This window comes from Polycladidibacter hongkongensis (assembly GCF_001561995.1).
GTDB classification, from domain to species: Bacteria; Pseudomonadota; Alphaproteobacteria; order Rhizobiales; family Stappiaceae; genus Pseudovibrio; species Pseudovibrio hongkongensis.
In genome coordinates this window covers 124,254-136,078 of record NZ_LLWC01000008.1, presented here as the reverse complement: position 1 = coordinate 136,078, position 11,825 = coordinate 124,254, and the positions used below count along the sequence as shown (strand labels likewise).

15 protein-coding genes are annotated in these 11,825 nt (G+C 52.5%); 9 read left to right on the top strand and 6 right to left on the bottom strand.

All coding sequences use genetic code 11. The features are described 5' to 3' along the window. The first annotated feature begins 8 nt into the window (after nt 1-8). The 4 genes from AYK82_RS01850 (at nt 9) to AYK82_RS01835 (ending at nt 3,345) form a co-directional block, all read left to right on the top strand. On the top strand, nt 9-608 hold the full coding sequence (locus AYK82_RS01850; RefSeq protein ID WP_068310716.1) for a DsbE family thiol:disulfide interchange protein: 600 nt from the start codon (nt 9-11) through the stop codon (nt 606-608). Between the two features lie 91 nt (nt 609-699). Then, a complete protein-coding gene (locus AYK82_RS01845) occupies nt 700-1,464 on the top strand; it encodes a DUF1223 domain-containing protein (RefSeq protein WP_068310714.1) in 765 nt (254 codons plus the stop codon). Nucleotides 1,465-1,603: 139 nt separating this feature from the next. After that, complete coding sequence (locus AYK82_RS01840; protein ID WP_068311289.1) at nt 1,604-2,491, top strand: cation diffusion facilitator family transporter; 888 nt, start codon at nt 1,604-1,606, stop codon at nt 2,489-2,491. Nucleotides 2,492-2,577: 86 nt separating this feature from the next. Next, nucleotides 2,578-3,345, top strand: a complete 768-nt coding sequence (locus AYK82_RS01835; protein ID WP_082733705.1) for a carbohydrate ABC transporter permease — start codon at nt 2,578-2,580, stop codon at nt 3,343-3,345. 6 nt (nt 3,346-3,351) lie between these two features. On the opposite strand, the gene AYK82_RS01830 is transcribed toward AYK82_RS01835, so the two are convergent. After that, the gene (locus AYK82_RS01830) at nt 3,352-4,011 is read right to left on the bottom strand and encodes an HAD family hydrolase (protein ID WP_068310710.1); all 660 of its coding nucleotides are present in this window, start codon (nt 4,009-4,011) and stop codon (nt 3,352-3,354) included. Nucleotides 4,012-4,221: 210 nt separating this feature from the next. Between AYK82_RS01830 and AYK82_RS01825 the strand changes: the two genes are divergently transcribed. Beyond that, entirely contained in the window at nt 4,222-4,596 is a 375-nt protein-coding gene (locus AYK82_RS01825; protein WP_068310708.1) for a hypothetical protein, read from the top strand. A gap of 77 nt (nt 4,597-4,673) precedes the next feature. On the opposite strand, the gene AYK82_RS01820 is transcribed toward AYK82_RS01825, so the two are convergent. Both AYK82_RS01820 and AYK82_RS01815 read right to left on the bottom strand, forming a co-directional pair. Continuing rightward, nucleotides 4,674-5,993 (bottom strand): ammonium transporter, encoded by a 1,320-nt coding sequence (locus tag AYK82_RS01820; protein WP_068310706.1) that lies wholly within the window; start codon nt 5,991-5,993, stop codon nt 4,674-4,676. 18 nt (nt 5,994-6,011) lie between these two features. Then, a complete protein-coding gene (locus AYK82_RS01815; protein ID WP_068310704.1) occupies nt 6,012-6,350 on the bottom strand; it encodes a P-II family nitrogen regulator in 339 nt (112 codons plus the stop codon). A gap of 369 nt (nt 6,351-6,719) precedes the next feature. Between AYK82_RS01815 and AYK82_RS01810 the strand changes: the two genes are divergently transcribed. Together AYK82_RS01810 and AYK82_RS01805 are read left to right on the top strand one after the other, a co-directional pair. Then, the gene (locus AYK82_RS01810) at nt 6,720-6,986 is read left to right on the top strand and encodes a sulfurtransferase TusA family protein (RefSeq protein WP_068310702.1); all 267 of its coding nucleotides are present in this window, start codon (nt 6,720-6,722) and stop codon (nt 6,984-6,986) included. Next, the gene (locus tag AYK82_RS01805) at nt 6,973-7,434 is read left to right on the top strand and encodes a low molecular weight protein-tyrosine-phosphatase (RefSeq protein WP_068310701.1); all 462 of its coding nucleotides are present in this window, start codon (nt 6,973-6,975) and stop codon (nt 7,432-7,434) included. The genes AYK82_RS01810 and AYK82_RS01805 overlap by 14 nt, the downstream gene beginning before the upstream one ends. Here AYK82_RS01805 and AYK82_RS01800 read toward each other — a convergent pair. Both AYK82_RS01800 and AYK82_RS01795 read right to left on the bottom strand, forming a co-directional pair. Then, entirely contained in the window at nt 7,431-8,234 is an 804-nt protein-coding gene (locus AYK82_RS01800; RefSeq protein ID WP_172795174.1) for a phosphatase PAP2 family protein, read from the bottom strand. The genes AYK82_RS01805 and AYK82_RS01800 overlap by 4 nt on opposite strands. 130 nt (nt 8,235-8,364) lie before the next feature. Further along, entirely contained in the window at nt 8,365-9,141 is a 777-nt protein-coding gene (locus AYK82_RS01795; RefSeq protein WP_068310697.1) for a sensor histidine kinase, read from the bottom strand. Between the two features lie 155 nt (nt 9,142-9,296). On the opposite strand from AYK82_RS01795, the gene AYK82_RS01790 reads away from it, so the two are divergent. Then, entirely contained in the window at nt 9,297-10,262 is a 966-nt protein-coding gene (locus tag AYK82_RS01790) for an AEC family transporter (RefSeq protein ID WP_068310696.1), read from the top strand. Here AYK82_RS01790 and gluQRS read toward each other — a convergent pair. After that, a complete protein-coding gene (gluQRS, locus tag AYK82_RS01785; RefSeq protein WP_068310694.1) occupies nt 10,259-11,119 on the bottom strand; it encodes a tRNA glutamyl-Q(34) synthetase GluQRS in 861 nt (286 codons plus the stop codon). The two genes, AYK82_RS01790 and gluQRS, sit on opposite strands and share 4 nt — an antisense overlap. Before the next feature lie 63 nt (nt 11,120-11,182). Here gluQRS and AYK82_RS01780 point away from each other — a divergent pair, with 63 nt between their 5' ends. Beyond that, complete coding sequence (locus tag AYK82_RS01780; RefSeq protein WP_068311287.1) at nt 11,183-11,824, top strand: DNA-3-methyladenine glycosylase family protein; 642 nt, start codon at nt 11,183-11,185, stop codon at nt 11,822-11,824. The last annotated feature ends 1 nt before the right edge of the window (nt 11,825 follow it).

The following is an 11,825-nucleotide window of genomic DNA, read 5'->3' as shown; positions in this document are numbered from 1 at the left end:
GCATTTTTATGAGCGACAACAATCAGGAAGAGAGCAAACGTTCTGGCGGATTGCTATTCTTGTTGCCAGCCGTTGTTTTTGGCGCACTCGGTATTCTTTTTGCTTTCTGGCTGGTTTCTGGCCATGATCCGCAGAAACTCCCCTCGGCGCTGCTGGATAAACCGGCGCCGGAATTTGTGCTGCCTGCGGTTGCTGGTGTTGAGCGTGAGGGGACGGCTGTTCCCGGGTTTGCAAGAGCGGATCTGATCGGCCAAGTTAGCGTTGTAAATGTGTTTGCATCTTGGTGTGCCCCTTGCCGCGTTGAGCATCCGTTTATCAAGCAATTGGGGGAAGATGGCCGCTTCCAGCTTTTGGGTTTGAATTACAAAGATGCACCTAAAAATGCCAAGCGTTTCCTTGATCAACTCGGAAATCCTTATGATCGCATCGGTTCGGATTCGGGCCGTGTTGGCATCGACTGGGGGGTGTATGGTGTGCCTGAGACTTTTGTGGTCGATCGCCAAGGGGTGATCCGCTACAAGTTTGTTGGGCCGCTTAATCCGCAGGCCTTGAAGGACGTGCTGATGCCACGGATTGAAGACGTGTTGGCTCTTGAAAGCGGCAAATAATCCTTTAGCTTAAGACGCATCACCTTCATGTGATTTTGGATTTCGCGCCTTTTCGCTATGCTAACAATAGCAATAAAGGAATTCTCGGGAAATGCGTAGCGGCAACCAACTCTTTAAGATAGCTCTTGGGGCTGTCCTGCTTGTATTGGGCTTCTCACAGGTATCGGCTGGTGAAAAGAACGTCCAGCCGGTGAAGGCTGTGCTGGAGTTGTTTGCCTCGCAAGGGTGCTCAACTTGCCCGCAGGCTCTCAACGTGTTTCGCACGATTGAAGAGCGCGAGGATACGCTTTCAATCTCGTATCACGTGGATTATTGGGATTATCTGGGCTGGAAGGACACGCTTGCCTCGGCCAAAAATACCAAGCGACAGAAAGACTATGCGGATGAGCGCGGGGATATGGCCGTTTACACTCCGCAGATGATAATCAACGGTGTTGCACTTGCGGATGCTTCCAGCGCCAAGAATATTGAGGCGCAACTGGGAGAGATCGCGCCTTTGAGCGTTGCTGTGGACATGCAGGAAACCGAAATGGCGCTCAACATCTCTGTTTCGGGCATTTGGGCTGGCGGTGAAGAGCCAGCGAACATCTACTTGCTTTGCATAGACGGTGAAGAGACAGTTGAAATCCTAGGCGGAGAAAACGCCGGCAAGACCAAAACCTACCGCAATGTCGTTCGTTCATTTAATGCTGTTGGTATGTGGAGCGGTGGCGAAAAGCGCATCCAGATGGCGAAGACTGCGGTGTTCCGCGCCGATGCGCCCAACTGGGTTGTTTTGGTCCAGGAAATGCGCAACGGGAAACCGGGGCGTATCATCGGGGCGAGCCAGCTTATGGCGAAAACTCCAAGCTCCTAGAGGTCCTGAGTTTAGCCTTCGCTTTTTTATCTTCGTTTGTTTGCAAGTACCCTAAAAACTGATAGAACTTGCGCAAGAGCCGCGCATGTGTATGGGCCGCGCGGTGTTTGGCGTTTTGCGGGCACAGCGAGATTTTCCGATGTCAAAGAGTATGCAATTTGCGCTCGGCAGCATTTTTGTCGGGTGTCTTGTGTTTGCTATAAAATATGTCGCCTACATTTATACCGGATCAATCGCTCTCTATTCCGATGCGCTCGAAAGCATCGTGAATATTGCTACTGCCCTTGCAGCAGCTGGGGCGCTGCATATGTCGCAAAAGCCAGCAGATAACAATCACCAGTTTGGCCATTACAAAGCAGAGTATTTTGCGGCTGTGTTCGAGGGTGCGCTCATCGTGCTGGCGGCGGCGATTATTTTGCAACGCTCTTATGAGGGCTTCACGCAGTCCTACGAGATTTCTTATTCTGCTGAGGGCATTGGGCTAAATATTGTTGCCTCTGTCATTAATTGTGTGTGGGCGACCGCGCTAATGCGCGTAGGGCGTGCGAACCGCTCGCCAGCGCTGATGGCGGATAGCCGGCATATCATGACGGATGTGTTCACTTCCGCTGGTGTGTTAGTTGGTTTTATTGGCGTCTACCTTACCGGGCTTGAGATCCTTGATCCGGCAATTGCAGCGTTGGTTGCACTTCACATTCTCTGGAATGGCTGGAAACTTGTACGGGATTCTGTTGCTGGTTTGATGGACGAAGCCGCGCCGGAGGAAGAACAGGAAACCTTGCGCCAGCTGATTTCCAAGTATGGGGAAGGGGCGCTTGAGGCGCATGATTTGCGCACACGCCATGCGGGCCATGTGACATTTGTTGATTTTCACTTGGTGGTGCCAGGTGAGATGAGTGTGAAAGATGCTCATTCGATCTGTGATCGGATTGAAGAGGGAATAGCGGACGAAATGCCGGGGGTTCGGGTGACTATTCACGTGGAGCCGGACAACCATGCCAAGCATTCCGGTATTGTCGTCGTTTAAACGCAGCCCTCTGTTTGGAATGCGAAAGTGGAGGGGACGTGCGCAAATCGGTTTTTGATCATAGCGTGTTGCTGCTGGGTAGTTTGATGATGATTGTCCCGGTAGTGGTGCTATTTTCCTCTTCTACGCATAGCGGCGCAGTGCTTGCTAATGAAGGTCCGCAATTGTTACTTGGCGGACGTTTCTTGGAGACATATAGCGCTGCGCTTTTTGAGGGCCGGGGCTTTTCGCAGGAAGTGAACGGCCTGCGGATGATGTTGAATTCTCTGCTGCTTGCTGGGGCGTTTGCGGCGGGTAAGACACTGGTTTCGATGCTTGCCGCATTTGCATTGGTTTACTTTCGTGTTCGATTTGCTTCTTTCTTGTTTATGGGCCTCTTGGTTTCTCTAATGTTGCCTTTGGAGTCCCGCTTTCTGGCTGTGTATGATGTGGTCGCAACGCTTGATCTGGTCAATACAGGGGCGGGTGTTGTGCTGCCGCTGATGGCTTCGGCGCTGGGTGTTTTCTTTTTTCGCCAGTTTCTGCAAACAGTGCCACAAGAGTTGAGCGAGGCTGCGCGCATTGATGGCGCAGGACCGTTGCGGTTTTTTTTCGGCATTCTTTTGCCTGCATCATCGCCGATGGTTAGTGCATTGTTTCTTGTGCTTTTTGTGCAAGGCTGGAACCAATACCTGTGGCCGCAAATGGTGAACAGCAATGAAACGCGCATCACCTTGGTGCAGGGTATGGCACTGGTGGGACGACAAAGCCCTGCCGGTTTTGCACTTGCAGTGTTGGCGCTGTTGCCGCCGGTGTTGCTGGTGCTTTTGTGCCAAAGAAGCTTTGTGAAGGGGCTGACTGACGGGCGTCAGTAAGGCTGATCAAGCACTTACCGCAAGAGGGGCCGTACTTCTGATCGCGTCGGTGAGATCCTCCAAAGAACCAAGCCGCGGGTGTGCCACATCTGTATTGGCAGTCGCGGAAAGCCATAAAGTTCCAAAGCCTAATTGATGGGCAGCATCTAGATTTGCCGGGCGGTTGTCTACAAGTAGAATTCTCTGGGGCGCCGCGCCAAGTTGCTCTGCGGCTTTGGCAAAGAACGAAGTGGCAGGTTTACGAATGCCTATGTCAGAGGAGATGATCCAGTTCTCAATATATGTATCGAGATGGTTGTGACGCCCTGCCGCTTTGAGCCAGCTGGCTATTCCATTGCTCATGCAGGAGAGGCCAATATAGTTGTTCTGCGCTTCTTCAAGAAGATCTATCAACTGCGGCATAAGTGTGTACCGTTGTGGGAGCGAGCTGGCCTGTGTTTTGGTAAGCCCTAGGGTTTGGCAAAGCTCTGGTTCGCTTAGATCTCCGCTGGTGGCGGAGAGGTACTGTAAAATAAGTCTGCTCTCATCATACTCACACTCACAGGCGAAGAGATGTTCTTGAAGGACCTGCTCTACCTCGTCTGTTTGGGTAAACAAAACTCCCATCGCATCAAGCGCTAAAAAATCATAGGAGTGGCAAACTCTGTCGAGAAAATCTTTGTACATGACCGGACTCGCTCTTTGATATTTCACAGCAAGTCTAAACTAGGCGGATCTGTAAAAGGGCGCAAATTCAATATTTTAGATGATATATAAACAAGCATTCGCTACAGGTTTAGACCTATTTGTTTCCTCCCTGTTGTTTTGAGCACACCTTTGCACGCCAAGTTCTGTTTGTTTGGCGGCTGTCTCAGGAAGCAATGAAATGGAATTGTAATGGCAGATCTATTTAAGAAAATGGTTGCAGCTGCGTTTGGCGCGTCTGCATTGGCAATGGTGGCTGTTGCGCCGGCACAAGCGCAAGACGGCCTGAGCTGCAGCGATCTGGACGATGCAATCGACATGCTTGATGAAGTATCGATGGAAACATTCTTCCGTGATCGAATTCGTGCAGGTTCGGATATGGATGATGCATTGGAAGCCATTATTGGCGTTTCTGCAATCATCGCTATGGTTGAAGATGACGGCCGTATTGCCCAGAGTGTGGATGATCTTGCTGAAGCTTGGGATGATGAGGATTGGGACGAGTATTCTGATGCCCTTGATGATATCTCGGATCGTCTCAGCCGCTTTTATGATCGCGATTGCTAAAAAAAAAGCCCGGTCTGAGGACCGGGCTTAATAGTTTGGGCTGCAGAGGTTCTGCAGATTCAATCAAGGTGCTGCCCCTAGAGGCGTTGCGAACCTTGACCGAATTCTGGATAGGCTTCGACACCGATTTCGACTTTGTCGAGGCCAAGTGCCTCTTCCTCTTCGCCGACACGCAGGCCGATAGTTGCTTTTATTGCAAGCCAGATGAGCGCTGAAGAGATCGAGATGAATGCGCCGATGGAGACCACGCCTACCAACTGCGGCAGGAAAGAAACATCGCTGTTCGAGAGCGGTACGACCAAGGTGCCCCAGATGCCTGCCAAAAGGTGCACAGGGATAGCGCCAACGACATCATCAATTTTAAGTTTATCGAGCAGTGGTACGGCGAAGACAACCAGTGCACCACCGACAGCGCCGATGAACATGGCTTGTGGTACGCTTGGGGTCAGTGGCTCTGCCGTGATGGCAACAAGGCCAGCCAGCGCGCCGTTAAGGGCCATGGTAACATCAACCTTCTTGTAAAGAATCTGGGTAAGCAAGATAGTGGTGACAACACCCGCAGCGGCAGCCATATTGGTGTTTGCAAAAATCCGGGAGATGTCGGTTACATCGCCAATGGTGCCCATAGCCAGCTGGGAAGCGCCGTTAAAGCCGAACCAACCGAGCCACAGGATGAAGGTACCCAAGGTGGCCAGCGGCATAGAGGAACCCGGCATTACGTTTACCTGACCGGCCTTGCCGTATTTGCCAGAGCGTGGGCCAAGGATGATTGCGCCAACCAGAGCAGCCCAGCCGCCAACAGAGTGAACCAGCGTAGAGCCTGCGAAATCTGAGAAGCCCATTTCGTCAAGCCAGCCAGCGCCCCACTCCCAAGAACCGGTGATCGGGTAGAGTACACCTGTGAGCAAAACGGTAAAGATAAGGAACGCCCAAAGCTTCACACGCTCGGCCATGGTGCCGGAAACGATTGAGGCTGTGGTTGCGCAGAAGACCATCTGGAAGAACCAGTCAGATGCCGTGGAATAGCCGGTGTCCAGAGCATCGCCGCCTACTGCGTCAAAAGAGTAGGTCCCGAAGGACCCGAAGAAGCCGCCATCCACGCCGGTGTACATCAGGTTGTAGCCGGTTACCCAGAACATAATACCTGCGATGGAGTAGAGTGCGATGTTCTTCAAGCATTGCATGGAAACGTTTTTGGTGCGGACCAGACCCGCTTCCAGCATGGCAAAGCCTGCGGCCATCCACATGACGAGAAAGCCGCCGATGAGGAAGAGCAGGGTGTTGAAGATGTAGGCGGTGTCGACGGCCAGAGCGTATTTTTCTTCCGCCATTGCCGGAGCAACACTCAACGCAAGGGTGGCAAGCGCGGCTCCTGATAGAATTTTGAGGTTTTTCATCGGGTGTTCCCTTGTCACTTAAAGAGCTTCGGCGTCTGCTTCGCCGGTACGGATGCGCACAACCTGATCAAGGCCGAAGACAAAGATCTTGCCATCGCCGATTTGGCCAGTGCGAGCAGTTTTGGAGATCGCTTCGACAGCTTCGTCCACTTGATCGGCGGCGACAGCGACTTCGATCTTGAGCTTTGGCAGGAAGCTGACCGAGTATTCGGTCCCGCGATAGATTTCGGTGTGACCTTTTTGGCGGCCATAACCTTTGACTTCAGTTACGGTCAGACCTTGAATTCCTAAGGCGGTGAGTGCGTCGCGCACCTCATCCAGCTTAAATGGCTTAATAACGGCCATAATGATTTTCATGTTCAGTTCCCGTTCCCGTCTAGAGTGTTGAAGGCTTGCGCTTGCGCGCTTGGCAAAACGGGGCGGCTTTGCTCATCTCCCGTAACCTTCGGCCTTTCACCCTTGCTTTAATCAAGATACGTGCCAACTTAGATTTGTGAGGAGGAGTATTTTTCTAATTCATTGAAAGTACTATGTAATATTTGCCAGTTCTGAGGGGGCTGACGATGGCTTGAGGCTCGTTGCCTATTTTGTAGCCTGCCAGATATGCATATTTATTAGACAGAGAGTGTTTTGCTATGTGATGTTTTTTTGTGCAGTGATTTGCAAAGTGTTTACCTCTGCCGCATTTGCGACTAGCTAGGAACTGCAGGATTTGAGGGGGCGCAGGTGAGCGACCAAGCAGTATTGTTAGATTTGCGGGGGCTTAATTGCCCGCTACCGGTGTTGAAAGCGCGGCAAAAACTGGCGCGAATGAACGCGGGCGACGTTTTGCACGTTGAAGCGACCGATCCGATGTCCGCCATCGATATCCCGCATATGTGCAGTGAGGACGGGCATTGCCTGCTTAGCAGCACGCAGGAAGGCCGTTTGCTGCGCTTTGAGATCCGCCGTGGTGGCTTGCACAAAAGGGAATTGCCGCATGAAGAAGCATAGCGTTCTGTTTGTTTGTCTTGGGAATATCTGTCGCTCACCTTTGGGAGAAGGGATCTTTGCGCATTTGGTGCATGAGCGGGGCTTAGAGGGGCAGTTTGAAATCGATTCAGCTGGAACTGGAGCATGGCATGTGGGCAAGCAACCTGACGAGCGCTCGATAGAGATTGCCAAGAAACATGGCATAGATCTTACCGGCCAACGCGCCCGGCAGGTGAGTGAACAAGATTTCTATCGGTTTGACACGATCATTGCCATGGACCGATCCAACTTGAAAAACCTGCGTAAGATCGAACCAAAGGACGGCACTGCCACCTTGCAACTCATGTTGCCCGATGGCGGGGATGTGCCGGATCCCTATTATGGTGGGAGAGATGGTTTTGCCGATGTGTTTACTATGGTCGAGCGCGCATGCACCAGCTTGCTGAATAAGCTAGCAGCTCAACATTAAACCTTCTTTAGCGCATTGATAATACTGCGCCAGCCCTTTGAGAGTTTGGAGCCGGCGCTTTTGCCTTTTCGCTGTAGGGCAATGCCGGCACGAGCGATGCCGTTTTCCAGCACCTGTGGCTTTGCCCATGAGCGCGGTGATACGTAAAGCATGTGATAAACGCTGATAATCACAAGCGCGGAGCATCCCCACGACAACAAAGTGTCCGATAAGAAGTGGCCGCCGAAAGCGACACGGTTTGCAGAGAATATTAGGCATAGACTGGCGGTGGCGATGAACGTTGGCAGGCGAAAGCGCGCCGGAACAATAAGGGTCAACGCAAGCAACCAGAACGAGGACGATCCCTCGCCAGATACAAACGAACAATTGCTTTCACAATAATTCGTCGGTGGCCAAACACCGATGAAAGGTTGATCGCCGCCAAATAGCTCTGTGTGCCGCGGCCGCGGGCGCCCCCATGTTTCTTTGAGGATCATGTTAACCAGCACACCGGGCCCAAGGATGAGGGTTGAGAGCAAGAATACAGGTGCACGCAGATCAGTTATGGCCTTGAGGCGGGGGAAGACCATTTTTATTATAAGAAGTGCAAGACACGCCAAGGCGGCCCAAATAACCAGATTGACCGCTAAGTAGCGCAGTTTTACGCCAAGATAGCTTTTCGAGACCGGAAAACCTCCATTGCCATCGTAGAATATAGACGTGACGGCGGGGTCGACGCTGGGAAACACGATGAAAAACGCCATGACAGCGGCGATATAAATCAGGCAAGCGCGCAGCGGATATGTGCGACAGAAGTGCATTGTTTTGCAGGCTGCTGATTTAACTCGTGCTTGCACCGGCTGGCCCCTCATTCATCCATTCGTGTTTAGCGAATTATATTTAAGTAATGAATACACTCTGGGAAAGAGGCATTTCTTTTTTTTAGTGGTGCTAATCAAGGGGTGGAAATTCAGTGAGTATCGGCTCGGGCTCAGCATCTTCAGCAACCGAAAGCGGAAGTTGTAGCGTAAAGATGCTGCCGTTTTGCGAAGATTGCTTGATGTAGACGTCTCCGCCGAGCTCGGAGGCAAGTTTCCGCGCGCCGTAAAGCCCTAAGCCGGTGCCCGAATCCTGCTCGGTTTCCGTTGCTCTCGCTCTGCCACGAACGAAGGGCGTGAAGAGGTGTAATTGGTCCTCTTCGGCGATGCCAGTGCCTTGATCAATGACATTTACTGATAGGCTCTTATAAGTTGTCGACATTGAGCTTGGAAAGCTGGTTTCGTCCAGTGTGGTCAGCACTGTTATGTTACCTTTGGCGGCATACTTTAGAGCGTTGCTGATAAGCGCTGCGAGGATGCTGCTGGTTTTTGCCGCTGGTACTGGTAGGTCTGCAAGTGCAAGAGGTGCTGGTGCGATGTTTAGCGCGCTGCCTTGCTGCTCTGCCAATGGACCATAAAGATCATTCAGGTGTTCAAGCACGTCTGCAAGTGCCTGATAGTCTTCTTCTTCTGCCAGATATTCAGAGGCGCTTTGTTGCAACAGATTGTCAGTTGATTGCAGCAGATTATTGAGGGCGGCCTCCAGAATACCAAGATAGCGCTGCTGGGATTGGGAGAGGGGCTCATGGGCGATAAGCTCCGCCGCCGTCCTCATTGCAGAGAGCGGCGTTTTTAGATCATGTGCCAGTTGTGCCACGTCCAGGTGTGATACCTGTTTTGGCGCGCCCATTTAGCTTCTCCTTGCATAGAGCCGTGCAATCAGCCTAAAGCATTAAGGGGGGGGGCGTCGCCCTTGCACATGACGCCATCCCCTGAAAAACAATGGACAGCCCTTGAAAAACAAAGGGTCGCAGAAAAAAACAAGTAAAAGGCGACTTTCAAGAGATGATTATAGAAACACTGGTGTTTGTGGTTGTGCCGTTGTTTGCGCTTATCGCAATTGGCTACGCAGTTGCTGTTTCGAAGCTGCTGGGCGCGGATGTGGGGCATGCGCTTGGTGCATTTGTAACCACGATAGCGGTACCTGCGCTTTTGTTTCGAACGCTGGCTACTGCTGATCTTGCTGGCGTTTCTCCTTGGTGGCTGTGGGCGACCTATTATCCGGTTTTGTTTAGTGTTGGCATTGGCGCAGCGCTATTGGTGCGCAAAGTGTTTCGCCGTGAGGCAAGGGCGGCGGTGGTAGCCGCGATTTCTTCTGGATTTTCCAATACTGCCTTGCTTGGCATTCCGCTTATTACCGCTGTTTATGGTGATGAGGCGTTGGTGCCGCTCTCGATCGTGATAGCGGCGCATATTCCCAGCGTTACGATAGTCTCCGTTATCGCAATGGAGCGCGCTGTGGTGATTGATGGATACACCCAAGCGCGGCCTATGGGCGAGGTGATGCAAGCGGTGGTGCAGAAGCTGCTTGGAAATCCAATTGTGTTGGCGATTGGCAGCGGCGTGCTTTGGAATGTGTTTGGTCTGCCTTGGCCTGAGCTGCTGGAGCGCACCTTGCAGCCGGTGGCGAAAAGTGCGTCCACTGTGGCGCTTATTTCTGTCGGGATGTCGATGTTACACTACGGTATTCGCGGGACATTGAGCATTGGTGTGACGCTTAGCGTGATCAAGATTTTGGTGTTTCCGGCGTTGGTGTTGCTCTGGGGGATATACGTGACACATCTGCCCGGTGAATGGCTGAGTGTGTTGGTGCTGGCGGCGGCGTGCCCAACTGGTGTTATGGCTTACGTGTTTGCAAACCAGTTTGGAACAGGGCACGCGATGTCTACCAATTCGATTAGTATCACAACAATGGCAAGTATCGTGACAGCCAGTGGCTGGATCTGGCTGCTGCACGCGCTGGGCTACTAATGCGCAAAGCCGAGTTTTCTGCGAATATCTGCTGGGGTGGTGCCTTGTTCTCTCAAGGTGCGTAGCGAGATGCTGGAGGCTGATTTTGCGAGTTTGTCGCCGCTGTCATCGGTAAGGAGTTTGTGGTGATGATAGAGCGGTGCGGGTAGGCCAAGAAGTTGTTGGAGCAAACGGTGGACGGAGGTGGCGTGGTATAGGTCTTGCCCGCGCACAACGTGGCTTATGCCTTGCGCAGCATCGTCAACTACCACAGAGAGATGATAGCTTGTGGGTGTGTCTTTGCGTGCCAGAATGATATCTCCCCAAGCGGCTGGATTTGCCTTGATGCGCTCAGCCTCCTTTGCATCGGGTGCGGTGAGTTCTTGCCAGTCAATGCCTTGGTTTTGTAGCGTGGAGAGCGCTGCTTGCATATTAAGACGCAGGGCGTAAGGGGCGTTGCGGGTATCTTTTGCCTCCCGCTCCCCAAACGCGCTGCCGGGATAAAGCGGGGCGCCATCTGGGTCTCGTGGCCAATCTTGCTGCTGCGAAATGTAGGTTTTTATCTGGGATCGGGTGAGATAAGCGCGATAAAGCAGGCCTTTTGCTTCTAGCTGAGCTAGGGCTTGTTGGTAGCGCGGAAAGTGTTCACTTTGCTTTTGTGGGGCCTCATGCCACCTGATGCCAAGCCACTCCAGATCCTCCAGCATTTGCTGCTGCAATGCAGGGGTGCAGCGGGTGGTGTCAATATCTTCCAGGCGGAGCAATAGCTTTGCTGCGAGCCTGTTCGCCATGTGCTCGTTAAGCAGGGCCGAGTAGGCATGGCCTAAATGCAGCTGGCCATTGGGCGAGGGGGCAAAGCGGAGGCACGCTTGGTTCATGCGGTATCTTTGGCTAGAATGCGAGTAATGATTTATGCCTAGCGCGAGATGAGTGAAAAATCCATGGCTCCGATAAATGAACTAGCTGATTTGCAGCGGGATTTGGCCGCGTTGTTACTGGTGGACCCGGGTTTAAGCGAAGCGGTGGAGGTTGCTGGCGAGCTGCCATTACGCCGGCGGGCTGCTGATTTTCCAAGTCTTTGCAATATTGTGGTGTCGCAGCTGCTTTCTGTTGCTGCTGCTCGCACGATATGGGGGCGTGTTGAGGCTTTGATTGTGCCATTTACTCCCGAGCGCCTATTGGGTTTTGCAGATGAAGAGCTGCGGGCGGCGGGCCTATCTGGCGCGAAGGTGCGGACATTGCAGGCTATCGCGCGGGAGGTGCAGGCAGGGCTGGATCTGGTGCATTTATGCGAGCAAAGTGGAGAGGATGCCCACAAACACCTTTGCAAGATTAAGGGCATTGGCCCGTGGACGGCAGATGTTTTCCTGCTGTTTTGTGCCGGGCATCCGGATGTTTTTCCAAGTGGAGATGTAGCATTGCAAAACGCCGTGCAGATGCTGCAAGGGCTCGACAAAAAGCCAGTGGGCAAGGAGCTTGATGCTATCGCCCTGCGCTGGGCACCTTATCGAGGCACCGCAGCGCGGCTCTTTTGGGCGTATTATGGAGCGATTAAGCAGGGCAAGGACTTGCTGCCTGTTTAAC